Source organism: Exiguobacterium sp. s7, from assembly GCF_018618195.1.
In the GTDB taxonomy this organism is placed as follows: Bacteria; Bacillota; Bacilli; order Exiguobacteriales; family Exiguobacteriaceae; genus Exiguobacterium; species Exiguobacterium mexicanum_A.
The window spans coordinates 14,285-39,514 of record NZ_JACSLO010000015.1 but is presented as its reverse complement, the minus strand read 5'-3'; the positions used below and the strand labels follow the sequence as shown (position 1 = coordinate 39,514).

Annotated in this window: 32 protein-coding genes and 1 other annotated feature; all 32 genes read right to left on the bottom strand. The window is 48.2% G+C overall.

The window, feature by feature from the left end:
- Nucleotides 1–33: 33 nt before the first annotated feature.
- The 32 genes from rpsH to sigH all read right to left on the bottom strand — a co-directional run bounded on the left by rpsH (nucleotide 34) and on the right by sigH (nucleotide 25,207).
- Nucleotides 34–432: a 30S ribosomal protein S8 gene (rpsH, locus tag KNP79_RS13965; protein ID WP_215192823.1), complete on the bottom strand. Its 399-nt coding sequence runs from the start codon at nucleotides 430–432 to the stop codon at nucleotides 34–36.
- A gap of 31 nt (nucleotides 433–463) precedes the next feature.
- The gene (gene rpsN / locus KNP79_RS13960) at nucleotides 464–733 is read right to left on the bottom strand and encodes a 30S ribosomal protein S14 (RefSeq protein ID WP_034781694.1); all 270 of its coding nucleotides are present in this window, start codon (nucleotides 731–733) and stop codon (nucleotides 464–466) included.
- A 20-nt stretch (nucleotides 734–753) separates the two neighbouring features.
- Nucleotides 754–1,293 carry a 50S ribosomal protein L5 gene (gene rplE, locus KNP79_RS13955; RefSeq protein WP_016508927.1) on the bottom strand — a complete coding sequence of 180 codons (540 nt, stop codon included), beginning with the start codon at nucleotides 1,291–1,293 and terminating at the stop codon, nucleotides 754–756.
- A gap of 32 nt (nucleotides 1,294–1,325) precedes the next feature.
- Nucleotides 1,326–1,634, bottom strand: coding sequence for a 50S ribosomal protein L24 (rplX, locus tag KNP79_RS13950; RefSeq protein WP_021066612.1), 309 nt, complete (start codon nucleotides 1,632–1,634; stop codon nucleotides 1,326–1,328).
- 37 nt (nucleotides 1,635–1,671) lie between these two features.
- Nucleotides 1,672–2,040: a 50S ribosomal protein L14 gene (gene rplN / locus KNP79_RS13945; RefSeq protein WP_012727667.1), complete on the bottom strand. Its 369-nt coding sequence runs from the start codon at nucleotides 2,038–2,040 to the stop codon at nucleotides 1,672–1,674.
- 43 nt (nucleotides 2,041–2,083) lie between these two features.
- Nucleotides 2,084–2,344, bottom strand: coding sequence for a 30S ribosomal protein S17 (gene rpsQ / locus KNP79_RS13940; protein WP_021066611.1), 261 nt, complete (start codon nucleotides 2,342–2,344; stop codon nucleotides 2,084–2,086).
- Between the two features lie 33 nt (nucleotides 2,345–2,377).
- Nucleotides 2,378–2,581, bottom strand: a complete 204-nt coding sequence (rpmC, locus tag KNP79_RS13935) for a 50S ribosomal protein L29 (protein ID WP_012727669.1) — start codon at nucleotides 2,579–2,581, stop codon at nucleotides 2,378–2,380.
- A complete protein-coding gene (gene rplP, locus KNP79_RS13930; RefSeq protein WP_016508922.1) occupies nucleotides 2,568–3,005 on the bottom strand; it encodes a 50S ribosomal protein L16 in 438 nt (145 codons plus the stop codon). The genes rpmC and rplP overlap by 14 nt, the downstream gene beginning before the upstream one ends.
- A gap of 32 nt (nucleotides 3,006–3,037) precedes the next feature.
- The gene (gene rpsC / locus KNP79_RS13925; protein ID WP_034781696.1) at nucleotides 3,038–3,697 is read right to left on the bottom strand and encodes a 30S ribosomal protein S3; all 660 of its coding nucleotides are present in this window, start codon (nucleotides 3,695–3,697) and stop codon (nucleotides 3,038–3,040) included.
- 13 nt (nucleotides 3,698–3,710) lie between these two features.
- On the bottom strand, nucleotides 3,711–4,043 hold the full coding sequence (gene rplV / locus KNP79_RS13920) for a 50S ribosomal protein L22 (RefSeq protein ID WP_034781699.1): 333 nt from the start codon (nucleotides 4,041–4,043) through the stop codon (nucleotides 3,711–3,713).
- Between the two features lie 20 nt (nucleotides 4,044–4,063).
- On the bottom strand, nucleotides 4,064–4,339 hold the full coding sequence (gene rpsS / locus KNP79_RS13915) for a 30S ribosomal protein S19 (RefSeq protein WP_012727673.1): 276 nt from the start codon (nucleotides 4,337–4,339) through the stop codon (nucleotides 4,064–4,066).
- Between the two features lie 66 nt (nucleotides 4,340–4,405).
- Nucleotides 4,406–5,236 carry a 50S ribosomal protein L2 gene (rplB, locus tag KNP79_RS13910; RefSeq protein ID WP_034781701.1) on the bottom strand — a complete coding sequence of 277 codons (831 nt, stop codon included), beginning with the start codon at nucleotides 5,234–5,236 and terminating at the stop codon, nucleotides 4,406–4,408.
- Between the two features lie 34 nt (nucleotides 5,237–5,270).
- On the bottom strand, nucleotides 5,271–5,552 hold the full coding sequence (gene rplW / locus KNP79_RS13905) for a 50S ribosomal protein L23 (protein WP_034781704.1): 282 nt from the start codon (nucleotides 5,550–5,552) through the stop codon (nucleotides 5,271–5,273).
- Nucleotides 5,552–6,175 (bottom strand): 50S ribosomal protein L4, encoded by a 624-nt coding sequence (rplD, locus tag KNP79_RS13900; protein WP_215192822.1) that lies wholly within the window; start codon nucleotides 6,173–6,175, stop codon nucleotides 5,552–5,554. Before rplD ends, rplW begins: the two co-directional genes overlap by 1 nt.
- A 28-nt stretch (nucleotides 6,176–6,203) precedes the next feature.
- Nucleotides 6,204–6,830 (bottom strand): 50S ribosomal protein L3, encoded by a 627-nt coding sequence (gene rplC / locus KNP79_RS13895; RefSeq protein WP_034781707.1) that lies wholly within the window; start codon nucleotides 6,828–6,830, stop codon nucleotides 6,204–6,206.
- A gap of 61 nt (nucleotides 6,831–6,891) precedes the next feature.
- Nucleotides 6,892–7,200: a 30S ribosomal protein S10 gene (gene rpsJ / locus KNP79_RS13890; protein WP_012727678.1), complete on the bottom strand. Its 309-nt coding sequence runs from the start codon at nucleotides 7,198–7,200 to the stop codon at nucleotides 6,892–6,894.
- Between the two features lie 378 nt (nucleotides 7,201–7,578).
- Entirely contained in the window at nucleotides 7,579–8,088 is a 510-nt protein-coding gene (locus tag KNP79_RS13885) for a nucleotidyltransferase family protein (protein ID WP_214755080.1), read from the bottom strand.
- 110 nt (nucleotides 8,089–8,198) lie between these two features.
- On the bottom strand, nucleotides 8,199–9,386 hold the full coding sequence (tuf, locus tag KNP79_RS13880; RefSeq protein ID WP_131437953.1) for an elongation factor Tu: 1,188 nt from the start codon (nucleotides 9,384–9,386) through the stop codon (nucleotides 8,199–8,201).
- A gap of 115 nt (nucleotides 9,387–9,501) precedes the next feature.
- Nucleotides 9,502–11,580 carry an elongation factor G gene (fusA, locus tag KNP79_RS13875; protein WP_214755078.1) on the bottom strand — a complete coding sequence of 693 codons (2,079 nt, stop codon included), beginning with the start codon at nucleotides 11,578–11,580 and terminating at the stop codon, nucleotides 9,502–9,504.
- A gap of 116 nt (nucleotides 11,581–11,696) precedes the next feature.
- A complete protein-coding gene (rpsG, locus tag KNP79_RS13870) occupies nucleotides 11,697–12,164 on the bottom strand; it encodes a 30S ribosomal protein S7 (protein WP_021066600.1) in 468 nt (155 codons plus the stop codon).
- A gap of 47 nt (nucleotides 12,165–12,211) precedes the next feature.
- Nucleotides 12,212–12,634 carry a 30S ribosomal protein S12 gene (gene rpsL / locus KNP79_RS13865; RefSeq protein WP_012727683.1) on the bottom strand — a complete coding sequence of 141 codons (423 nt, stop codon included), beginning with the start codon at nucleotides 12,632–12,634 and terminating at the stop codon, nucleotides 12,212–12,214.
- Between the two features lie 288 nt (nucleotides 12,635–12,922).
- Nucleotides 12,923–16,522: a DNA-directed RNA polymerase subunit beta' gene (gene rpoC / locus KNP79_RS13860; protein ID WP_034781713.1), complete on the bottom strand. Its 3,600-nt coding sequence runs from the start codon at nucleotides 16,520–16,522 to the stop codon at nucleotides 12,923–12,925.
- Nucleotides 16,523–16,544: 22 nt separating this feature from the next.
- Nucleotides 16,545–20,093: a DNA-directed RNA polymerase subunit beta gene (rpoB, locus tag KNP79_RS13855; protein WP_034781750.1), complete on the bottom strand. Its 3,549-nt coding sequence runs from the start codon at nucleotides 20,091–20,093 to the stop codon at nucleotides 16,545–16,547.
- A gap of 193 nt (nucleotides 20,094–20,286) precedes the next feature.
- A complete protein-coding gene (locus tag KNP79_RS13850; RefSeq protein ID WP_034781715.1) occupies nucleotides 20,287–20,883 on the bottom strand; it encodes a class I SAM-dependent methyltransferase in 597 nt (198 codons plus the stop codon).
- An 85-nt stretch (nucleotides 20,884–20,968) separates the two neighbouring features.
- Nucleotides 20,969–21,334 carry a 50S ribosomal protein L7/L12 gene (gene rplL / locus KNP79_RS13845; RefSeq protein WP_024372175.1) on the bottom strand — a complete coding sequence of 122 codons (366 nt, stop codon included), beginning with the start codon at nucleotides 21,332–21,334 and terminating at the stop codon, nucleotides 20,969–20,971.
- A 59-nt stretch (nucleotides 21,335–21,393) separates the two neighbouring features.
- Nucleotides 21,394–21,900: a 50S ribosomal protein L10 gene (gene rplJ, locus KNP79_RS13840; protein WP_034781718.1), complete on the bottom strand. Its 507-nt coding sequence runs from the start codon at nucleotides 21,898–21,900 to the stop codon at nucleotides 21,394–21,396.
- 45 nt (nucleotides 21,901–21,945) lie between these two features.
- Nucleotides 21,946–22,099, bottom strand: a sequence feature (ribosomal protein L10 leader region).
- Between the two features lie 59 nt (nucleotides 22,100–22,158).
- Entirely contained in the window at nucleotides 22,159–22,845 is a 687-nt protein-coding gene (gene rplA, locus KNP79_RS13835) for a 50S ribosomal protein L1 (RefSeq protein WP_034781720.1), read from the bottom strand.
- Between the two features lie 98 nt (nucleotides 22,846–22,943).
- Complete coding sequence (gene rplK / locus KNP79_RS13830; protein ID WP_021066593.1) at nucleotides 22,944–23,369, bottom strand: 50S ribosomal protein L11; 426 nt, start codon at nucleotides 23,367–23,369, stop codon at nucleotides 22,944–22,946.
- Between the two features lie 148 nt (nucleotides 23,370–23,517).
- Nucleotides 23,518–24,069 carry a transcription termination/antitermination protein NusG gene (nusG, locus tag KNP79_RS13825; RefSeq protein WP_034781725.1) on the bottom strand — a complete coding sequence of 184 codons (552 nt, stop codon included), beginning with the start codon at nucleotides 24,067–24,069 and terminating at the stop codon, nucleotides 23,518–23,520.
- Between the two features lie 17 nt (nucleotides 24,070–24,086).
- On the bottom strand, nucleotides 24,087–24,257 hold the full coding sequence (secE, locus tag KNP79_RS13820) for a preprotein translocase subunit SecE (protein WP_012727692.1): 171 nt from the start codon (nucleotides 24,255–24,257) through the stop codon (nucleotides 24,087–24,089).
- A gap of 34 nt (nucleotides 24,258–24,291) precedes the next feature.
- Nucleotides 24,292–24,438 carry a 50S ribosomal protein L33 gene (gene rpmG, locus KNP79_RS13815; RefSeq protein WP_034781727.1) on the bottom strand — a complete coding sequence of 49 codons (147 nt, stop codon included), beginning with the start codon at nucleotides 24,436–24,438 and terminating at the stop codon, nucleotides 24,292–24,294.
- Nucleotides 24,439–24,565: 127 nt separating this feature from the next.
- Entirely contained in the window at nucleotides 24,566–25,207 is a 642-nt protein-coding gene (gene sigH / locus KNP79_RS13810; protein ID WP_034781729.1) for an RNA polymerase sporulation sigma factor SigH, read from the bottom strand.
- Between the last annotated feature and the right edge of the window lie 23 nt (nucleotides 25,208–25,230).

Below are 25,230 nucleotides of genomic sequence, written 5' to 3'. Positions count from 1 at the left end.
TGATTACACCTCCGTTCTTGTTAGAAAAGTGACTTACCAGATGTAGGCGAGCACTTCGCCGCCGACTTGTTGTTGGCGAGCTTCTTTATCAGTCATAAGACCTTTTGATGTCGAAAGAACTGCGATACCGAGTCCTCCGAGTACTTTTGGTACTTCATCAGCTTTTGCGTATACACGAAGACCTGGTTTCGAAATGCGTTTGAGACCAGTGATAACACGTTCGTTGTTTGCTCCGTATTTAAGGAACAGACGAAGTGTACCTTGCTTAGCGTCCTCGATATATTCAACATCGCGAATGAAACCTTCACGCTTGAGGATCTCTGCAACCTCACGTTTGATATTAGAAGCTGGAAGCTCTAATTTTTCATGGCGAACCATGTTAGCGTTACGGATACGTGTAAGCATATCTGCAATTGGGTCTGTCATTACCATGCGATGTACCTCCTTTCACACTGTTAGTGGATTACCAGCTTGCTTTTTTAACACCAGGGATTTGACCTTTGTATGCAAGATCACGGAACTTGATACGGCTGATCCCGAATTTACCCATGTAACCATGTGGACGACCTGTGATACGGCAACGGTTATGAAGACGTACAGGTGAAGAGTTACGTGGCAATTTGCTGAGTCCGATGTAGTCGCCTTCAGCTTTCAATTGTGCACGTTTCTCAGCGTACTGGGCAACGAGTTTCTCGCGTTTGTGTTCGCGATTCACCATTGACTTTTTAGCCATGTTGTCGACCTCCCTTTAGATTATTTTTGGAATGGCATTCCGAGAAGTGTGAGCAATTCACGAGCTTCTTCGTCTGTGTTCGCTGTTGTAACAACAACGATGTCCATACCGCGTACTTTCGTTACTTTATCGTAATCGATCTCAGGGAAAATAAGTTGCTCTTTCACACCAAGCGTGTAGTTACCGCGTCCGTCGAATGCTTTCTTCGATACACCGCGGAAGTCACGTACACGTGGAAGTGAAACAGTTACCAATTTGTCGAGGAAATCGTACATACGCTCGCCACGAAGAGTAACCTTCGCACCGATTGGCATGCCTTCACGAAGTTTGAAACCAGCGATTGATTTCTTAGCCTTCGTTACGAGTGGTTTTTGACCAGAAAGAATTGATAATTCTTCCACTGCCATGTCAAGAGCCTTCGAGTTCGAAACAGCGTCACCTACACCCATGTTGATGACGATCTTGTCGACCTGCGGGACTTGCATGACTGAGTCATAGTTGAATTTATCCATCATCGCTTTCACGATGTCGCTTTTATACTTCTCTTGCAAACGGTTCATAGTCGAATGGACCTCCTTTCGTCACGTTCTTCTTATTTATCGAGTACTTCGCCCGATTTCGCGACACGAACTTTTTTACCATCGACTACTTTGAAACCAACGCGAGTCGGTTTGCCCGTTTTAGGGTCGAGTGGCATGACGTTCGAGACGTGAATTGGTGCTTCGATTTCAAGGATACCGCCTTGTGGATTCGCTTGTGATGGTTTCGAGTGTTTTTTAATCACGTTGATACCTTCTACGACTACGCGGTTCTTGCTTGGCATAGCTTTGAGGATAACCCCTTGCTTGCCTTTATCTTTACCAGACATTACCTGGACTGTATCGCCTTTTTTAACATGCATCGTTTTGCGCACCTCCTTATAGGATTGAAATTGGAAATTAAAGTACTTCCGGTGCCAACGAAACGATCTTCATGAATTCTTTTTCACGAAGTTCACGTGCAACTGGCCCGAAGATCCGAGTGCCGCGTGGGCTCTTGTCATCTTTGATGATGACTGCTGCGTTCTCATCGAAACGGATGTACGAACCATCTTTACGACGAGCGCCGCGTTTTGTACGAACGACAACTGCTCTGACAACGTCACCTTTTTTAACAACGCCACCTGGTGTTGCTTGTTTTACCGTCGCGACGATGATGTCACCGATGTTGGCAGTCTTACGACCTGAACCACCGAGGACTTTAATTGTCAACAGTTCACGCGCGCCAGAGTTGTCTGCTACTTTCAAGCGAGATTCTTGTTGAATCATGCGAGTGTACCTCCCTCCGGATGTTTATAGATCCGAACTGTTATTAGATGATTACTGATTCTTCTACTACTGTTACGAGACGGAAACGTTTGTCTTTAGAAAGCGGACGTGTTTCCGCGATGCGGACGACATCGCCGATTTTAGCGACATTGTTCTCATCGTGCGCTTTAAATTTCTTCGTGTAGTTTACACGTTTGCCATAAAGCTTATGACGTACTTTTGTTTCAACTGCAACGACGATCGTTTTGTCCATTTTGTCAGACACGACGCGTCCAGTGAGTACTTTACGCTTATTGCGTTCCATGAGTGTTACCTCCTCTTAAAGAATCCGATTAGATTAGCCGTTGTTGATGCCGAGTTCGCGTTCACGAAGAATCGTTTTAGCACGCGCAATCGACTTGCGTACTTCACGGATACGAGCAGGATTCTCAAGCTGACCTGTAGCTAATTGGAAACGAAGGTTAAAGAGTTCTTCTTTCCACTCGCCTACTTTACCGTTGAGCTCTTCAGTTGTTGATTGACGGAGATCAGTTGCTTTCATTCGTATCACCACCATTTTCTTCACGTTTCACGAACTTACATTTCACTGGAAGTTTGTGCGCTGCAAGACGAAGTGCCTCACGTGCAACTTCCTCAGATACACCCGCGATTTCGAACATTACTTTGCCAGGCTTAACTACAGCTACCCAGCCTTCTGGAGCACCTTTACCCGAACCCATTCGGACTTCGAGAGGCTTTTTCGTGTATGGTTTGTGTGGGAAGATCTTGATCCACACTTTACCACCACGTTTCATATAACGTGTCATTGCGATACGTGCTGATTCGATTTGACGGTTTGTGATCCAGCTCGCTTCGAGCGATTGGAGACCGAATTCACCGAAATGTACTGTTGTGCCGCGTTTTGCATTTCCGCGCATTTTACCACGGTGTACACGACGATATTTCACGCGTTTAGGTAACAACATAGTGTGTTGCCTCCTTCCTGAAAGAGTGTTTATTATTCAGCGTTTTTAGCTGTGTTGTTTTTTGTTGGAAGAACTTCACCATGGTACAACCAGACTTTAATTCCGATTTTACCATAAGTTGTGTCAGCTTCAGCTGTTCCGTAATCGATATCGGCACGGAGTGTGTGAAGTGGAACTGTTCCTTCCGAGTACTTCTCTGAACGAGCGATATCAGCGCCACCAAGACGACCAGAAACTTCTGTTTTGATCCCTTTGATGCCAGTGCGCATCGAACGTTGGATTGATTGTTTCATTGCACGACGGAATGACACACGGCCTTCCAATTGACGAGCGATGTTTTCAGCAACAAGTTTAGCGACAGCGTCCGCGTTTTTCACTTCAACAACGTTGATGTGAACACGTTTGCCTTCAGCAAGCTTGATGATGTTTTTGCGGAGTGACTCGATTTCCGAACCACCCTTACCGATAACCATACCTGGTTTCGCAGTGTGAAGCGAAATGTTCACGCGATTTGCAGCGCGTTCGATTTCTACTTTAGAAATACTAGCATCCTTCATTTTGTTTTCGATGTATTCACGAATAACGAAGTCTTCATGAAGGAGATCTGCGTAGTCTTTCTCAGCGTACCAACGCGAATCCCAGTCTTTGATAATACCAACGCGAAGACCGTGCGGATTTACCTTTTGACCCACTACATATCCCTCCTTATTTCTCAGTTACCACGATGTGGATGTGGCTTGTGCGTTTGTTAATACGGCTTGCGCGACCCATCGCACGTGGGCGGAAGCGTTTGAGTGTTGGACCTTCGTTGACGTAGATTTCCGACACCACAAGGTTCTCAATATTCATATCGTAGTTGTGCTCTGCGTTTGCAATCGCTGACTTCAATACTTTTTCAACGATTGGCGACGCTGCCTTGTTCGTGTGAGCAAGGACAGAGAGCGCTTCGCCGACTTGTTTCCCGCGAATTAAGTCTACAACGAGACGTGCTTTGCGAGGAGCAAGACGGACCATATTAGCTGATGCTTTAGCTTGCATGGATTTGACCTCCCCTCAAATTACCGTTTCGTTTTCTTGTCTGATCCGTGACCTTTGTACGTGCGTGTTGGAGCGAATTCACCAAGTTTGTGACCGACCATGTCTTCTGTCACGAATACTGGTACGTGTTTACGACCATCGTGTACACCGAACGTGTGACCCATGAATTCTGGGAAGATTGTCGAGCGACGTGACCAAGTTTTGATGACTTGCTTCTCACCAGATTCGTTGAGTTTGTCAACTTTAGCGAGCAAATGGTGATCTGCGAATGGACCTTTTTTCAAGCTGCGACCCATGATAGAACCTCCCTTTGGAATGATTCGGGAACGGCTCTTTCGAACCGCCCGAGAATCATGTAGTAATTATTTCTTGCGACGACGAAGAATGTACATGTCGCTCGATTTGTTTTTCTTACGAGTTTTAAGACCAAGAGCTGGTTTACCCCAAGGAGTAAGTGGGCCCGAACGACCGATTGGCGCACGACCTTCACCACCACCGTGTGGGTGATCAACCGGGTTCATTACAGAACCACGTACTGTTGGGCGTTTGCCTAACCAACGTGAACGTCCTGCTTTACCGATGTTTACGAGTTCGTGTTCTTCGTTACCAACTGAACCGACTGTCGCGCGGCAAGTGCCGAGGAACAAGCGTGATTCACCTGATTGAAGACGAACGATGACGTACTTGCCGTCACGTCCTTGGATTTGTGCCGATGCACCAGCCGCACGAACAAGCTGACCGCCCTTACCAGGCTTAAGCTCGATGTTGTGGATAGTAGTACCGACAGGGATGTTCACGAGTGGAAGAGCGTTCCCCACTTTGATATCCGCCTCAGGACCAGACATGATTTCCATGCCTACTTTGATGCCCTTAGGAGCGAGGATGTAACGTTTCTCACCATCTGCATAGTTGATGAGGGCGATGTTCGCTGAACGGTTTGGATCGTATTCGATCGTAGCAACGCGTCCGACGATGCCATCTTTGTTACGTTTGAAATCGATGATACGGTATTTGCGTTTGTGCCCGCCACCTTGGTGACGTACAGTCAAACGACCTTGGTTGTTACGACCGCCTTTTTTCGAAAGCTTTTCAGTTAACGATTTTTCAGGACGGTTCGTTGTGATCTCTGCAAAGTCGAGAGATGTCATGTTACGGCGACCGTTAGTGGTCGGCTTAAACTTTTTAATTGCCATCGAGGATTCCCTCCTTTTCTTCTAAGGTAGTAAATTAACCGAGGAAGTCGATTGTGTTGCCTTCAGCAAGGGTTACGATCGCTTTTTTACGACGAGCTGTGTAACCAGAGTGACGACCGACACGTTTCGCTTTCGGTTTCATGTTCATTGTGTTTACCGAAGCAACTTTCACATTGAAGATTGTTTCGATAGCGTACTTCACTTGCGATTTAGTCGCTTTAACGTCGATCTCGAAAACGTATTTGTTAGCTTCCATGAGGCTAACAGAACGCTCAGTGATGATAGGACGTTTGATGATATCGTATGCTTGAGCCATTATGCAAGCACCTCCTCTACCTTCGCAACCGCATCTTTAGTGAAGATGACTTTGTCGTTAGCAACGAGGTCAAGAACGTTAACGCCTGCTGCCTCGATCACAGTCACTCCTGGGATGTTACGAGCTGCGAGAGCGATAGTCTCATTGTAGTCCGCTGTGACTACAAGAGCCTTACGTTCTACTGACAAGCTGTTCAAAACAGCAGCCATGTCTTTTGTTTTTGGTGCATCGAAAGCAAGGCCTTCGAGGACGATCATTTCGTTGTTTTTCACTTTCGACGAAAGCGCCGAGAGAAGTGCTAAACGACGAACTTTTTTAGGAAGCTTGTAAGAGTATGAACGTGGTGTTGGACCGAAGACTGTACCACCACCAACCCATTGTGGTGAGCGGATAGAACCTTGGCGCGCACGACCAGTTCCCTTTTGTTTCCATGGTTTACGGCCGCCACCGCGTACTTCCGAGCGACCTTTCGTATCGTGAGTACCTTGACGGCGTGATGCTTGTTGCATGACGATCGCGTCGTAAAGTACTGAGTCGTTAGGCTCGATACCGAAAATGGCTTCTACCAATTCGATCTCGCCAACTTGTGAACCTGTTTGGTTAAGCAAAGCTACTTTAGGCATTCGTAATTCCTCCTTTCCGTGCAGTTAATTAGTTACCTTTTACCGCTGTTTTGATGATGACGTTCGACTTGCGAGCGCCTGGGATTGCGCCTTTAACGAGTACAAGGCCGCGTTCCGCGTCAACTTTGACAACTTCAAGGTTTTGAATCGTTTTACGCTCGCCACCCATTTGACCAGGAAGAAGCTTCCCTTTAAATACGCGGTTAGGAGCTACAGGACCCATCGAACCAGGACGACGGTGGTAGCGCGAACCGTGAGCCATTGGTCCACGTGATTGTCCGTGACGCTTGATCGCACCTTGGAATCCTTTACCTTTCGATGTACCTGTTACGTCTACTAATTCACCTGCAGCGAAAATGTCCGCCTTGATCTCTTGACCGATTTCGTATCCTTCTACTGAAGTACGAATCTCTTTCATGAAGCGCTTAGGTGTCGCGTTTGCTTTCGCAGCGTGACCTTTTGCCGGTTTGTTTTGACGTGATTCTTTGATGTCGCCGAAACCGAGTTGAACTGCTTCGTAACCGTCTGTTTCAACTGTTTTAAGTTGAAGCACAACGTTTCCTTCGACAGCAACTACTGTTACCGGTACGACTTCGCCTGCTTCGTTGAAGATTTGAGTCATACCAAGTTTTGTTCCTAAGATTCCTTTAGCCATGAGATACACCTCCTGTTTAATAATTATTGTCTCTTCTGGCTAGTATCTACTATATGAAGAATTAAAGTTTGATTTCGATGTCAACACCTGATGGTAATTCGAGGCGCATAAGCGCATCAACCGTTTTTGGTGTTGGGTTAACGATGTCGATCAAGCGTTTGTGTGTACGCATCTCGAACTGCTCACGAGCATCTTTGTACTTGTGAACCGCACGAAGGATCGTGTAGATCGATTTTTCAGTTGGAAGCGGGATTGGTCCCGAAACCTTTGCACCTGAACGCTTCGCAGTATCAACGATTTTCTCAGCTGATTGATCGAGTACGCGATGGTCGTATGCTTTTAAACGAATACGGATTTTTTCATTTGCCATGTAAGTTCCCCTCCTTTGTCGCCTATTTTTAAAAATAGACAGTTCTCCGCGGAAATTTCCACACCGGCCATGGCAAAGCTGCCTGGCGTGTCATAACCTCCCGCTTCATCGCAGCGTGCTTGTGTCAGCAGAGGTATCCGATCATTGCAAATCAACGATTGGACCCGATTTCTGCTGTAAAGTCTCTCACCACTCGCACAAACACTTAATCATTATATCGAATCTACATATGAAATGCAAGATTTGATTTTTAAATTGCGCCGGATGTCTGATGAGTTGTTCAACGTTCACTAATGTAACAAGATTTGAACCCATTTGCAAGCTATTTTCCTTCTTTTGTTGAACTATTTGTTACAAGAACCGCCATGCCAACTCTACCTAGCGTTTCATACGTGCTCCGAAGCGTTCCGTGACGGATTCGATGACCGAGGCTGGGGCTCGTTTCAAGCAGGTTTGGACGATCGTTTCATTCATTGGATGAGTCTCGAAGTATTGACTTAACCGTTCAAGCTTATCGATACGGTTCATTACCGTATACAGTACGACCCACTCTTCGAGATGCATCCAACTGCCGACCGGTTCAATATATGGATGTGTATAGATCCCATCGGTGCACTTCATCCGAAAGCTGGCCATCACATCAATGTCTCCGCCCTCGAACTCATATTCGCCAAAATAGGTCGTCACGTAATCTGGATGAGGCGTCGACTCGACTTTCTTTCCAGCACGGCTCAGTACTTGATCGACTCGCTCGAATTGATCCGGTTCGACAAACACATCCAAGTCGTTCGCCGTTTCAATTAGCCCATGATGCTTCAGTAACGTCGACCCACCGAACCGACACGCGATCCCGTTCAGCCGACATAACGTTTCGACTTGCTTCTCCATCTTCGTCTCCCCTTTCGTTCGACATATGTCCCATCTTACCACGTCTTGCCACAAAACAAAAAAGCAGCCCGCAAAATGCGGACTGCTTGAAAGGTCAGTGAATCAATCGATTACTCGATGATTTCAGTTACTGAACCAGCGCCTACTGTACGGCCACCCTCACGGATTGAGAAACGTGTTCCGTCTTCGATCGCGATTGTAGAAATCAATTCGATCGTCAACTCGATGTTGTCTCCTGGCATTACCATTTCAGTACCTTCTGGAAGGTGAACGATACCTGTTACGTCAGTTGTACGGAAGTAGAACTGCGGACGGTAGTTCGCGAAGAATGGCGTGTGACGGCCACCCTCTTCTTTAGAAAGAACGTAGATTGAAGCTTTGAATTTTGAGTGCGGCGTGATTGAACCTGGCTTAGCAAGTACTTGTCCACGCTCGATGTCTTCACGTGATACACCACGGAGAAGAGCACCGATGTTGTCGCCAGCTTCAGCGTAGTCGAGAAGCTTACGGAACATCTCTACACCAGTACATACAGTTTTCTTAGTTTCTTCTGTAAGACCAACGATTTCAACTTCGTCGTTGACGCGGAGAACACCACGCTCAACACGACCAGTCGCTACAGTACCGCGACCAGTGATTGAGAATACGTCCTCAACTGGCATCATGAATTCTTTGTCCGTGTCACGAACTGGCTCAGGGATGTACTCATCAACTGCGTTCATGAGTTCCATGATTTTTTCTTCCCACTGAGCTTCGCCGTTAAGCGCGCCAAGTGCTGAACCTTTGATTACAGGGAGGTCGTCGCCTGGGAAGTCATATTCAGAAAGAAGTTCACGGATTTCCATTTCAACGAGCTCAAGGAGTTCTTCGTCGTCAACCATGTCAACTTTGTTCATGAATACGACGATGAAAGGAACACCTACTTGACGTGAAAGAAGGATGTGCTCACGTGTTTGTGGCATTGGGCCATCAGTTGCCGAAACAACGAGGATCGCGCCGTCCATTTGTGCAGCACCAGTGATCATGTTTTTAACATAGTCAGCGTGACCTGGGCAGTCAACGTGTGCATAGTGGCGTTTTTCTGTTTCGTACTCGATGTGAGCTGTTGCGATTGTGATACCGCGCTCACGCTCTTCAGGAGCACCATCGATTGCGTCAAACTTTGTAGCTGTTTTCCCTTGTGCTTTTGAAAGTACAGCTGAGATCGCTGCAGTCAAAGTTGTTTTACCGTGGTCGACGTGGCCGATTGTACCAACGTTAACGTGCGGTTTAGAACGGTCGAATTTTTCTTTACCCATTCTAGATTCCTCCTCTATTAGACAATTAGTTTTTTATTTAACTAGGAAGACGTAGGCTACTTTTAACATACGTCCTCCTTAGCTTACAACAATCAATTAAGCGTTACAACCGTTATTAGCCGTTCGCTTTTTTGATGATTTCTTCTGCGATTGACTTCGGTACTTCTTCGTAGTGATCGAAGTGCATCGAGTACGTTCCGCGTCCTTGCGTACGTGAACGAAGCGATGTCGCATAGCCGAACATTTCTGAAAGTGGAACCATTGCTTTAACGACTTGAGCGTTACCGCGTGCTTCCATACCTTCTACGCGTCCACGGCGTGACGTGACGTCACCCATGATATCTCCCAAGTATTCTTCTGGGATGACAACTTCAACACGCATCATTGGCTCAAGGATAACAGCTTTCGCTTGCTCCTTAAGTTGTTTAACCGCCATCGAAGCAGCAACTTTAAACGCCATCTCGTTCGAGTCGACATCGTGGTACGATCCGAAGACGAGGGCAGCTTTAACGTCAACTACTGGGTAACCAGCGAGGATACCGTTTTCGAGAGCTTCTTCAATCCCGTTTTGAACAGCTGGGACGTATTCACGTGGTACAACACCACCGACGATCTTGTTCTCGAATGCGAATCCAGCGCCTTCTTCGTTCGGCTCGAATTCTACGACAACGTGACCGTACTGACCGCGTCCACCAGATTGACGTACGAATTTCGAATCGATCTTCGCAGCGCCACGGATTGTCTCACGGTAAGCAACTTGTGGTGCACCGACGTTTGCTTCTACTTTGAATTCGCGACGCATACGGTCAACGAGGATATCAAGGTGAAGCTCACCCATACCAGAGATGATTGTTTGACCAGTCTCTTGGTTTGTTTCAGTGCGGAAAGTTGGATCCTCTTCTGCGAGTTTCGCGAGGGCTTGACCCATCTTGTCTTGGTCAGCTTTCGATTTAGGCTCGATAGCGACCGAGATAACTGGTTCTGGGAATGTCATTGACTCGAGAACGACGTTGTCTTTCTCTGAGCAAAGTGTATCACCAGTCGTAGTATCTTTGAGACCAACAGCCGCGGCGATGTCACCAGCGTATACCATTGGAATCTCTTCACGGCTGTTCGCGTGCATTTGAAGGATACGACCGAGGCGCTCACGCTTGCCTTTAGTCGAGTTCTTCACATACGAACCAGCTTGTGCTGTACCAGAGTACACACGGAAGAACGTCAATTTACCGACGTAAGGATCCGTCATGACTTTGAACGCAAGTGCCGAGAACGGCGCGTCATCTGAAGGCTCACGCGTGATTTCTTCTTCTGTGTCGAGGTTGATCCCTTTGATTGACTCAACATCAACTGGTGATGGGAGGTAATCAACAACAGCGTTCAACATCAATTGAACACCTTTGTTTTTGAAGGCCGAACCAACGAGTACAGGGTAGAATTCTACGCTGAGTGTTGCTTTACGAATACCAGCTTTGAGTTCGTCGATTGAGATCTCTTCGCCTTCGAGGTATTTCATCATCAACTCTTCGTTGTAGTCTGCGACCGCTTCGATCAATTGACCGCGAAGTTCTTCAGCTTGGTCAGCCATGTCAGCTGGGAAGCCATCTGTTACTTCGATGTCAGTACCGAGGTCGTTCGAGTACATGTACGTCTTCATTTCGACGAGGTCGACGATTCCTTTGAATTCGTCTTCCGCACCGATTGGAAGTTGGATTGGGTGTGCATTTGCATGCAAGCGCTCGTGAAGTGTTTTCACCGAGTACAAGAAGTCCGCACCGATCTTATCCATCTTGTTGACGAATACGACACGTGGAACACCGTAAGTCGTCGCTTGACGCCATACAGTTTCTGTTTGTGGTTCAACACCTGACTGAGCGTCAAGTACTGCAACTGCGCCATCAAGTACACGGAGTGAACGTTCAACTTCAACCGTGAAGTCTACGTGTCCAGGTGTATCGATGATGTTTACACGGTGGCCATTCCACTGTGCAGTTGTCGCAGCAGAAGTGATCGTGATTCCACGCTCTTGCTCCTGCTCCATCCAGTCCATTTGTGAAGCTCCTTCATGAGTTTCACCAATTTTATGGATACGACCTGTGTAATAAAGAATACGTTCAGTTGTTGTCGTCTTACCGGCATCGATGTGAGCCATGATCCCGATGTTACGAGTATTCTTTAGGGAGAATTCTCTTGCCATACTGGGTATTCTCCTTCCGCATGTGTTTTTCGTGTGCTGGCACACGATATGATTATACCCGAAAGCCACTCCATTAAGCCACCGCTTGGTGACGTGGAGTGGTCTTTACGTTTAACTTACCAACGATAGTGAGCAAACGCTTTGTTCGCTTCTGCCATCTTATGCATGTCTTCGCGTTTCTTAACAGACGCACCAGTGTTGTTGGCTGCATCCATGATTTCGTTCGCGATACGTTGCTCCATCGTTTTCTCGTTGCGGAGACGAGCGTAGTTCACGAGGTAACGAAGACCAAGTGTCGTACGGCGCTCTGGACGAACTTCAACAGGAACTTGGTAGTTTGCTCCACCAACACGGCGAGCTTTAACTTCAAGTACAGGCATGATGTTGTTCATTGCTTCTTCGAACACTTCCATAGGCTCTTTGCCTGAGCGTTCAGCGATGAGGCCAAATGCGTTGTAAATGATAGTTTGAGCTGTACCTTTTTTACCGTCTAACATGACACGGTTAATGAGGCGAGTTACCAATTTCGAGTTGTAGATCGGATCTGCGATAACGTCACGACGTTCTGCACGGTTTTTACGCATCCGAGTACCCTCCTTTCAAAATTTCAGTAGTTTTTAGTTAGCGAGAATTACTTCTTCGCAGCTTTCGGACGTTTCGTACCGTATTTAGAACGGCCTTGCATACGTCCGTCCACACCTGCAGTGTCAAGCGCACCACGAACGATGTGGTAACGTACCCCTGGTAAGTCTTTTACACGTCCTCCACGGATAAGAACAACGCTGTGCTCTTGAAGGTTGTGGCCAATACCTGGAATGTACGCAGTCACTTCGATTTGGTTAGTCAAACGAACACGAGCATACTTACGTAATGCCGAGTTCGGTTTCTTCGGAGTCATTGTACCAACACGTGTACAAACACCACGTTTTTGTGGCGAGCTCACGTTTGTTTGTGACTTGATGAAACTGTTGTAACCTTTGTTAAGTGCTGGAGAGTCAGATTTAACGACTTTCGATTTACGTCCTTTACGGACTAACTGGTTGATAGTAGGCATCTTTGAAGATCCTCCCTTCCTGAATTATGCTATTTTCTAGACCCACCGACCCGGGTGGTTCATTTAAGGTCATAACGAAACGCTTTTACGAGGCGTAGGCATTCCATGACCTCGCAAAAACGTGAGTTATACCTTGAAAGTGGCAATAATAGCAGCCAAACCTTTCCGAAGAAAGATCGGGTGACGTCCGAGTAGCTTGCCGACTGCTGGACACCGTTGTCATCGACAACAACCGATTGGCGGCACTAAATCATAGTAGCACCGCCAACCTATGCTGTCAAGACGTTTTTATTCTACAGTCGTGTCTTCGAGGACGGCTTTCGTCTCATCTTCTTTGAGCTGTACATCGCGGTAAACCGGCATCCCAGTACCAGCTGGAACGAGTTTCCCGATGATGACGTTCTCTTTGAGTCCGAGAAGATAGTCGCGCTTGCCTTTGATGGCAGCATCTGTCAACACACGAGTTGTTTCTTGGAACGAAGCGGCCGAGAGGAACGAATCTGTCTCAAGCGACGCTTTCGTGATTCCGAGAAGGACCGGTTTCGCTGTTGCCGGGCTCTTGCCTTCGCGGAGTGCATCTTTACATGCTTCTTTGAAGACGCTGATGTCGACGAGCGAACCAGGGAGGAGCGGCGTATCACCAGACTCGATGACTTTGACGCGGCGAAGCATTTGGCGAACCATAACTTCGACGTGTTTGTCGCCGATCTCTACCCCTTGCATCCGGTAAACTTTTTGTACTTCTTGGAGAAGGTAGTTTTGTACGCCAGATACACCACGGACGGCGAGCAATTCTTTCGGATCGATCGAACCTTCCGTGAAGACTTCCCCAGCTTCTACCGTATCTCCGATTTGAACACGAAGACGTGCTCCAAACGGAATCGTGTACGTACGTGTCTCGCTAAGTCCTTCGACCGTGAGTTCACGTTTGTCACGCGATTCTGTGAAATCGATGACCGTACCCGGGATTTCCGAGATGACCGCTTGCCCTTTCGGGTTACGAGCCTCGAATACCTCTTGGATACGCGGAAGACCTTGTGTGATATCATCTCCGGCTACCCCACCTGTGTGGAAGGTACGCATTGTAAGCTGCGTTCCTGGCTCACCGATTGATTGCGCGGCGATGATTCCGACAGCTTCGCCGACTTCAACGTTCGAGCCAGTCGCCAAGTTGCGGCCGTAACATTTTTTACATACGCCGTGTGACGTGTTACATGTAAAGGCTGTCCGGATTTCAACTCGTTCGATTCCAGCGTCGACGATGTCGCGAGCGAGATCTTCGGTAATCAATTGGTTCTTCTCGACCATGACTTCACCCGTTTCCGGATGTGCCACTGTCTCGAACGCTGTACGGCCGACGAGGCGGTCATACAAGTTTTCGATTTCTTCCGTGCCTTCGCGGAGAGCGGCGACACGGATCCCGCGGTCCGTTCCACAATCTTCTTCACGGATGATGACATCTTGGGCTACGTCAACGAGACGACGCGTCAAGTAACCTGAGTCAGCCGTCTTAAGGGCTGTATCGGCAAGACCTTTACGCGCACCGTGTGTCGAGATGAAGTATTCCTGTACCGTCAGACCTTCACGGAATGAAGATTTGATCGGAAGTTCGATGATGCGGCCAGATGGAGCGGCCATCAAACCACGCATCCCTGCGAGCTGCGTGAAGTTGGACGCGTTACCACGGGCACCTGAGTCAGACATCATGAAGATTGGGTTCAAGCGATTGAGGGATTTCATCAATCGTGATTGAATCTCATCTTTCGCTTCGTTCCAAGAGCGTACAACGCGCTCGTAACGCTCATCTTCAGTGATGAGACCGCGGCGGAATGACTTCATGATTTGATCGACTTGGGCTTGCGCTTCATCGAGGATTTCTTGTTTGTCCGGAAGAACGATGATATCAGCGATTCCGACCGTCACACCGGCTTTCGTCGAGTGTTTGAAGCCGAGATCTTTCATCCGGTCAAGCATGCGGCTTGTTTCAGTCGTTTCAAACTTCTGGAACACTTCCGCGATGACTTTTCCAAGGAATCCTTTTTTGAACGGTTCGATGAGTGGACGTGAGGCGATTTCTTCCGCCACGTTGGCACCTTTGTCGATGAAGTACTTATCAGGCGTTGCTTCCTGCAAGTTTTCCATCGTCGGTTCGTTCAAGTATGGGAACGTGTTCGGCAAGATCTCGTTAAAGATCATCTTACCGACCGTTGTGATCAACAATTTCTCGTTTTGCTCATCTGTGAACGTCGGGTTGTTGAGCGTACGTGCTGGAAGAGCCACACGTGTATGCAAGTGGACGTAGCCATTTTGATACGCGATGAGCGCTTCGTTCACGTTCGACAACACTTTCCCTTGTCCGATGGCATCGTCGCGTTCAAGCGAGATGTAGTAGTTACCGAGGACCATATCCTGCGATGGTGTAACGACTGGTTTCCCATCTTTCGGGTTCAAGATGTTTTGCGCCGCAAGCATAAGAAGACGAGCTTCGGCTTGCGCTTCGGCAGAAAGTGGTACGTGGACCGCCATTTGGTCACCATCGAAGTCGGCGTTGTAGGCCGTACATACGAGCGGGTGAAGACGAATCGCACGACCCTCGACGAGAATCGGTTCGAAAGCTTGAATCCCTAGGCGGTGAAGCGTAGGGGCACGGTTCAAGAGAACCGGGTGCTCACGAATGACTTCTTCGAGGACGCCCCAGATTTCTGGTTGCATCTTCTCAATTTTACGTTTGGCGTTCTTGATGTTCGAAGCAATGCCGCGACCGACAAGTTCTTTCATCACGAACGGTTTGAAGAGTTCAAGCGCCATCTCTTTCGGGAGACCACACTGGTACATCTTCAAGTTCGGTCCAACGACGATAACTGAACGTCCTGAATAGTCGACCCGTTTACCAAGAAGGTTTTGACGGAAACGACCTTGTTTCCCTTTCAACATGTGTGAAAGTGATTTCAATGGACGGTTACCTGGACCTGTTACCGGACGACCACGACGACCATTGTCGATGAGGGCGTCAACCGCTTCTTGAAGCATACGCTTCTCGTTTTGCACGATGATGTTCGGCGCGCCGAGGTCGAGCAAACGTTTGAGACGGTTGTTACGGTTGATGACTCGACGATATAAATCGTTCAAGTCAGATGTCGCAAAGCGTCCACCGTCGAGCTGCACCATCGGGCGAAGCTCAGGCGGAATGACAGGAAGTACTTCGAGGATCATCCAATCTGGATCATTGCCTGATGTGAAGAATGCATCGAGCACTTCAAGGCGTTTAATCGCACGTGTACGACGCTGACCTTGAACTGTCTTCAATTCTTCGCGGAGTTCTCCGACTTCCTTCTCGAGTTGCACGTCTTGAAGGAGTGTCCGGATTGCTTCCGCACCCATGTCTGCTTTGAAGTCACTACCGTATTTTTCACGGTAGAGACGGTATTCTTTTTCCGAGAGAAGTTGTTTCTTCTCGAGCGGAGTGTCACCTGGCTCCGTCACGACGTACGACGCGAAGTAGATCACTTCTTCGAGTGCACGTGGTGACATGTCGAGAACAAGCCCCATTCGGCTTGGAATCCCTTTGAAGTACCAGATGTGCGAAACTGGTGCCGCGAGCTCGATATGGCCCATACGCTCGCGACGCACTTTCGCTTTCGTCACTTCAACGCCACAGCGGTCACAAATGACTCCTTTATAACGGATCCGTTTGTACTTTCCGCAGTAACATTCCCAGTCTTTCGTAGGACCGAAGATTCGTTCACAGAACAATCCGTCCTTCTCTGGTTTGAGTGTACGATAGTTGATCGTTTCCGGCTTTTTGACTTCCCCGTAAGACCACGAACGGATCTTCTCAGGTGAAGCCAAGCCGATTTTCATATATTCAAATCGATTAACATCTACCAAGGGGCCGACCTCCCTTTTCGCCTTATTCCTCTTCCGTAACAGTCGGTTGAACGACTTGTTCTAACGCCGATGTTGCGTTCGGGATGTTGTCGTCATCTTCATCTTTCATTTCAACTTCTTCATCGTCCGCAGACATCATCTTGACTTCCATACCGAGCGCTTGGAGCTCTTTGATCAAGACGCGGAACGATTCAGGAACGCCCGCTTTCGGAACGCTCTCACCTTTCACGATGGCCTCGTATGCTTTCACACGACCAACCGTGTCATCCGACTTGATTGTAAGGATCTCTTGGAGCGTGTAGGCTGCGCCGTACGCTTCAAGTGCCCATACTTCCATCTCACCGAAACGCTGTCCACCGAACTGTGCTTTACCACCGAGCGGTTGTTGTGTGACGAGCGAGTATGGTCCTGTCGAACGAGCGTGAAGTTTATCATCAACCATGTGCGCGAGTTTGATCATATACATGACACCGACCGAGACGCGGTTATCGAACGCTTCACCAGTACGACCGTCATAGAGACGAGTCTTGGCATCTTTGTCCATTCCAGCTTCTTCAATCGTTGCCCATACGTCTTCCTCACGCGCACCATCGAATACAGGTGTCGCCACTTTGATGCCGAGCTTTTTAGCCGCCATTCCAAGGTGGAGTTCGAGTACCTGACCGATGTTCATCCGTGATGGTACACCTAGTGGGTTAAGCATGATGTCAATCGGTGTGCCGTCCGGCATGTATGGCATGTCTTCTTCAGGGAGGATCCGCGAGATAACACCTTTGTTACCGTGACGTCCCGCCATCTTATCCCCTTCGTGAATCTTACGTTTTTGAACGATGTAGACACGAACCATTTGGTTCACGCCTGGTGAGAGTTCGTCACCGTTTTCACGATCGAACACTTTGACGTCCAAGATGATGCCGTCGCCGCCGTTTGGTACACGGAGTGACGTATCACGGACTTCACGTGCTTTCTCACCGAAGATCGCGTGCAAGAGACGCTCTTCCGCCGTCAATTCAGTCACACCTTTAGGCGTTACTTTACCGACGAGGATATCGCCATCCTTGACTTCCGCACCGATGCGGATGATTCCACGATCGTCCAAGTTGCGAAGCGCGTCATCGCCGACGTTTGGAATATCACGTGTGATTTCCTCAGGTCCGAGTTTCGTGTCGCGTGATTCTGACTCGTACTCTTCGATATGAATCGATGTGTACACGTCATCTTTCACGAGACGCTCACTCATGATGATCGCATCCTCATAGTTGTAACCGTCCCATGTCATGAAGGCGACAACGACGTTACGGCCGAGCGCGAGCTCACCCATATCCATCGATGGACCGTCAGCAAGGATTTCTCCTTTTTCGACACGGTCGCCAGCAGCGATGATCGGCTTCTGGTTGTAGCATGTCCCTTGGTTCGAACGAACATACTTTTGAAGTTTGTAGCGGTCAAGGTCACCCGACACCTCAGAACCGTTCACGTCAGACGTGCGGCGGACCAAGATTTCGCGCGCTGTGACACGCTCGACGACACCTGGGAATTTCGCGATAATCGCGGCTCCAGAGTCTTTCGCTGACACGTACTCCATACCAGTACCGATAATCGGTGAATCAGGTTGAAGAAGCGGTACAGCTTGACGTTGCATGTTCGCTCCCATGAGGGCACGGTTCGAGTCATCGTTCTCGAGGAACGGGATACATGCCGTCGCGGCAGAAACAACCTGTTTCGGCGAAACGTCCATGTAATCGACTCGGTTTGGCTCAACTGACAAGTTTTGTCCGCGGAAACGGCAAAGGACTTGTTCGTTGGCGAAACCGCCTTCTTCTGTAAGCGGCATGTTCGCCTGGGCGACGACGTAGAGATCTTCTTCATCCGCCGTCATATATTGAATCTCGCTCGTGACGAGACCTGTTTCTGGGTCGACTCGACGGTACGGTGCTTCGATGAAGCCGTACTCGTTTACTTTCGCATAAGACGAAAGCGAGTTGATGAGACCGATGTTCGGTCCTTCTGGTGTTTCGATTGGACACATCCGACCGTAGTGCGAATAGTGAACATCTCGAACTTCGAAACCGGCACGCTCACGTGTCAAACCACCCGGTCCAAGTGCAGAGAGACGACGCTTGTGCGTGAGCTCTGCGAGCGGGTTTGTTTGGTCCATGAACTGTGACAACTGCGAGCTACCAAAGAACTCTTTTAGCGACGCGATTACCGGGCGAATGTTGATGAGTGCCTGTGGTGTGATCGCGTTTTGATCTTGAATCGACATCCGCTCTTTAACAACACGTTCCATACGAGAAAGCCCGATCCGGAATTGGTTTTGGAGAAGTTCTCCGACTGAACGAAGACGACGGTTTCCTAGGTGGTCGATGTCATCTGTTGTTCCGACTTCGTGTAGCAAGTTAAAGAAGTAGTTGATCGATGCGATGATATCAGCCGGCGTGATGTGTTTCACGCTGCGGTCGATATTGCCGTTACCGATAATGTTCAAGATACGCTCTCCATCTGGGTCATCTGGTGAGATAACTTTGATCGATTGAAGACCGAACGGTTCACCTTCAGCGACGCCGCCTGTCGGCTCAGCATCCATATAACCGAGGCCGTTTTCCAAATGTGGAAGAACGCGGTCAAGGTTGCGACGATCGAGGATTGTTCCAGCTTCAGCGATGACTTCGCCTGTTTCTGGATCAACGAGCGTCTCGGCCAATTTTTGACCGAAGAGACGGTTTTTAAGATGAAGTTTTTTGTTCATCTTGTAGCGACCGACGTTTGCAAGGTCGTAACGTTTTGGGTCGAAGAAACGAGATACGAGAAGTGACTTCGCGTTCTCAACCGTTGGTGGTTCACCAGGGCGGAGACGCTCGTAAATTTCGATCAACGCTTTTTCTGTTGATTCTGTATTATCTTTTTCAAGGGTATTGCGAAGATATTCATCATCCCCGAGAAGGTCGATAATCTCTTGGTCCGTACCGAATCCGAGGGCACGCAACAACACCGTTACCGGGATCTTACGGGTACGGTCGATACGAACGTAAACGATATCTTTAGCATCTGTCTCAAGTTCGAGCCATGCACCGCGGTTCGGAATGACTGTCGCACCGAAACCACGCTTACCGTTTTTATCGAGTTTAGCGTTGTAATAAACGCTCGGCGAACGAACAAGCTGGGAAACGATAACGCGTTCTGCACCGTTAATGATAAATGTTCCCGATTCTGTCATGAGTGGGAAATCTCCCATGAACACTTCTTGTTCTTTGAGCTCACCTGTTTCTTTGTTTTGCAGACGTACTTTTACGCGCAATGGCGCAGAGTAAGTAACGTCTCGCTCCTTCGATTCATCAATCGAATACTTCGGCTCACTGAGCGAATAATCGATGAACTCGAGCACAAGGTTTCCAGTGAAGTCGGAGATTGGCGAAATGTCCGTAAACATCTCTTTCAATCCTTCACGTAAGAACCACTCGTAAGAAGCAGTTTGAATTTCAATCAAATTCGGAAGCTCTAATACCTCACTGATACGGGCAAAGCTTCTTCTCTGACGGTGACGACCGTACTGAACAAGTTGACCAGTCAACTGATTCACCTCTCAGACCCCCAATTCTCTATCGAATTTTTCGGGCGTAATAATCGAACATTGTCATTGAATGTCGTCTCTTTTCCGCGTCTAAAAAGCGGCAAACGCGGCAGTTCAAGGCGAATTCCATTCCAATGGCATTTTATAATGTTAGCATATACGTTATAGCGAGTCAACAAGACTTCACCGTTTGTCAAGAGCGAATTGCTCGGAAAATGAAATAGCCTTTTTCTTTCACAACCGTCTCGACTTGACCAAACACATCTTCAAGCAACTTCTTGGCAGAAGGCGCTCCTTGTTTCTTTTGGATGACGACATAGAGCGCTCCACCTACAACGAGATGCGCATGCGCGCCTCGCAGAATCGTGTGGACCACTTGCTTTCCGGCCCGAATTGGCGGATTGGTCACGATTGCGGCGAACTGTTCGTCACCGACCGCGTCGTAAGCGTGGCTGAGCCGCGTCTCGATCGTCACTCCGTTCTGGGCGGCGTTTTGCTCTGACAAGGCAAGCGCTCGCTCGTTCACGTCGACGAGGAGTGCTTCACGCCCAGAGGCATCGGCAAGCGAGATCCCCATCGGACCGTAGCCACAGCCCACATCTAAAATGCGCCCTTCGACGTCAGGCACTTCAAATGATTCGATTAAGAGACGTGACCCAAAATCGACCGATCCTTTCGAGAACACGCCGCGGTCCGAGGTGAAGCGATATGTCTTCCCTCGCAACTCGTACGTCCATGTCTCAGGGGCACTTTTCGAACTAGGGTCGTTCGTATAGTAATGATCTCCCATGCATTGAACCTCCTAACCCACTCTTCAAGGAAATAAAAGAAGCTCGCCATAGCGAGCTTCTATAGGTTGTGAAGTAAAAGTTGGATTACTTAACTTCGACAGTTGCGCCAGCTTCTTCAAGCTTAGCTTTGACTGCGTCTGCGTCTTCTTTAGAAACGCCTTCTTTGACTGGAGCCGGAGTTCCGTCAACGAGTGCTTTCGCTTCTTTAAGACCGAGGCCTGTAAGTTCACGAACTGCTTTGATGACGTTGATTTTACCAGCGCCAGCGTTTGTGAGGATTACGTCGAATTCAGTTTGCTCTTCAGCTGCTGCTGCGCCTGCACCTGCAACTGCTACTGGAGCTGCTGCTGATACGCCGAATTCTTCTTCGATTGTTTTTACGAGTTCGTTAAGTTCGAGAACCGTCATTGATTTGAGGTCTTCGATGAATTGCTCTTTGTTGAAAGCCATTATGGTTTTCCTCCTTTGATGTTGTAAAGATTGGTTTTGGTTACGCTACGAGACAAAAATTAAGCAGTTTGCTCTTCTTTTTGTTCTGCGATTGCGTTTGTTGCGACTGCGAGCCCACGGATTGGAGCTTGAAGTACGCTGAGAAGCATCGAGAGAAGACCATCGCGTGATGGAAGTTCTGCAAGGGCTTTAACTTCTTCGAGTGAAGTTACTTTGCCTTCGATGATTCCGCCTTTCAATTCGAGCGCTTTGTGCTCTTTCGAGAAGTCGTTCAAGATCTTCGCAGGGGCAACAACGTCTTCGTTAGAGAAGGCGATTGCTGTAGGACCTGTGAAGACTTCGTCAAGACCTTCGAAGTTCGACTGAACTGCCGCGCGGCGAAGAAGACCGTTTTTGTATACTTTGAACTCGATTCCAGCGTCACGGAGTGATTTACGGAGTGTAGTCACTTCTTCAACTGTAAGTCCACGGTAGTCAACAACGATTGTTCCGACGCTCGCTTGCATTTTTTCAGCGATCTCATCGACGAGTGCCGATTTTTGAGATACGATTTTTTCGCTTGCCATGTGTTTGCACCTCCTAGTCAATTCTTATACCGGACGAGAGGCTGCTCTCCAAAAAGAAATCCCTCGTATGAAGACATACGAGGGCGTAATTGTTTGAAAGTAAACCTGTGACAACAGGCTCAAGTTCGAGCAAAGACACCTCGGAAGGGTTTACGGACCGATGTCCACCTTCTGTCTACGGTAATCCAACATATTCGGTTGAACGTGTATTACTTTAACAGCGGTATCACACGTTGTCAACAGTTTATTTCAAGTAGATTACTTGATGAAGTCGGCAGTCGCGACACGGATTCCAGGACCCATTGTCGAAGAAAGCGCGATGTTTTTAAGGTAAGTTCCTTTTGCAGTAGCAGGCTTCACTTTCATGAGCGTCTCGATGATTGTCTCGATGTTCTCAGAGAGTTTTGTTGCTTCAAATGACTTCTTACCAACTGGTACGTGGATGTTACCGGCTTTGTCAACGCGGTACTCTACTTTACCAGCTTTGATGTCCGCGATTGCTTTCGCAACGTCGAACGTGACTGTGCCTGTTTTCGGGTTAGGCATGAGGCCTTTTGGTCCGAGAACGCGACCAAGTTTACCAACTTCACCCATCATGTCAGGTGTCGCAACGATTACATCGAAGTCGAACCATCCTTGTTGGATTTTAGTGATGAACTCAGAGTCACCGACGTAGTCAGCGCCAGCCGCTTCAGCTTCTTTAACTTTTTCGCCTTTTGCGAAGACGAGAACTTTTTGTGTTTTACCAGTACCGTGTGGAAGTACGACGGCACCGCGGATTTGTTGGTCCGCTTTCTTCGGATCTACGCCGAGACGGACAGCAACTTCGATTGTTTCATCGAATTTAGCAGTAGCTGTTTTCTGAACGAGTTCAACGGCCTCAGCGAGTTCGTATGACTTCATGCGGTCAACAAGCTTAGCTGCTTCTTGGTGTTTTTTACCCATGATTCTTTTCCTCCTTGTGGTTAGCGGAATTTCCTCCCACATAATGAAGGGATTGAAGGTGAGCATAATATTCACCGACAATCCCAGAGACTAATAAATTAGTCTTCGATTACAATACCCATACTACGCGCAGTACCTTCAACCATAAGCATCGCTGTTTCAACAGACGACGCGTTAAGGTCAGGCATTTTAAGTTCAGCGATTTCGCGAACTTTATCACGCTTAACCGTTGCTACCTTCTTACGGTTTGGTTCACCAGAACCGCTCTCGATACCAGCAGCTTTCTTCAAAAGAACTGCAGCTGGTGGAGTTTTCGTAATGAATGTAAACGAACGATCTTCGTATACCGTAATGACTACAGGAATAATCAATCCGGCTTGGTCTTGTGTACGAGCGTTGAACTCTTTACAGAATCCCATGATGTTAACACCTGCTTGACCAAGTGCTGGACCTACTGGTGGTGCTGGGTTAGCTTTACCAGCTGGGATTTGAAGTTTAACGAGTTTAGTAACTTTTTTCGCCACGAGACACACCTCCTTAAGTCTAAAATGTGGTTTCTTGGACGTTGTGCGCCCTCCCACTCAATCTATTAGGTCGAGTTTGTACCGAAATATAGCACAACATCAAACATTTCCGATTGTACCATCCGTTTCCGAGAATGGCAAGTGGGTATTAGTTAATTTTCTGAACTTGTTCGAAATCAAGCTCAATTTTTGTTTCACGGCCGAACATGTCAACGACAACTTTGAGCTTCTCTTTATCGGCTTCGATTTCATCAATCGTACCTTCAAAGTTCTCAAATGCGCCTTCTTTGACACGGACGAGGTCGCCGAGTTCGTAGTTGTAACGATCTTTCTTCTCGATGAGACCCATCTGTGACAAGACGTTCGTCACTTCGTCCGGTTGAAGCGGGATCGGCTTGGCGCCGCCGCCTGTTGAACCGAGGAAGCCGGTGACGTTCGGCGTGTTCCGCACGACATACCACGAGTCGTCAGTCATGACCATCTCGACGAAGACGTAACCTGGGAAGCTCTTCACTTCTTTTTCTTTAATCTTCTTCTCGCCACTCTTGAGCGTGACTTCTTCTTGCGTTGTTTCAGTCGGAACGAGGACGCGGAAAATTTTATCTTCCATGTTCATCGAACCGATCCGACGTTCTAGGTTTTCTTTGACGTTGTTTTCAAATCCAGAATACGTCTGGACAACAAACCATTGTTTCTCCACGGCTTTCACCTCTTTCCTTAGTTAATTAATAGGTTGACGAGATAGCTGACACCAGTATCTACGCCGAACACGAACAGGCCGATCACGACGACCGTCGCGATGACCGTGATGGTATATTTTGTGAGCTCTTTACGAGTCGGCCAACTCGTTTTCTTTAACTCTTTCCATACATCGCGCAAAAAGTTCATGGTAGCTTCCTCCTACGTTGAATGCCAATCTACATTACTTCGATTCTCGGTGTGTCGTATGCGCATTGCAACGCCGACAGAACTTTTTCAGCTCGAGCCGTGTCGTCACGTCGTCTTGTTTCATGGTCGAATAACCGCTCGACCCGCAATCCGAACACGCGAGACTTACTTTCTTTGCCATTCATGAGCGCCCCTTTCGACAGCTCTCCTATAAAAAAGAGCGAAAAAAAAACGCCTCCTGTAAATGGCGTCTACGGACAAGGCGCTGCCTTAAAAGTATCACATAGGAGGCGTGCGGTCAATATCGGTTAGCTCGTCATCGTTTTGACGTCGACATGCCGCTCAAACTTTTTCTTCACGCGCTGTAACGCATTATCAATCGATTTCACATGACGGTCGAGGTCGTCCGAGATTTCTTGGTACGAACGGCCGTCCAAATAAAGACGCAACACTTTTCGTTCCAAGTCACTCAGGAGCTCTTCCATCTTTTCTTCCATGAACAGTTGTTCTTCTCGCGTCACGAGCAAATCCTGCGGGTCCGTCGGATGCGGCGGCAAGATCACATCGAGCAGTGTCCGGTCCGACTCGTCGTCAAAGATTGGCTTGTCGAGCGAGACGTAAGAATTGAGCGGGATGTGCTTTTGACGGGTCGCCGTTTTGATGGCAGTGATCATTTGACGGGTGATGCACATCTCGGCAAAACTTTTAAACGAGGCGAGCCGCTCATCGCGGTAATCCCGGACACCTTTATACAGACCGATCATGCCTTCTTGCACGATGTCCTCGTGATCGGCACCGATCAAAAAGTAAGACCTTGCCTTCGCCCGGACGAAATATCGGTAACGTTCAATCAAAAACTCAAGAGCGTCGCTGTCCCCCTCATTACGCGCAAGAAAGACCAGCTCTTCGTCGGACATGCTTTCAAATTGCTCGTATGGCCATCCGTTCATGTTTCATACCCCCCGGCGATTGA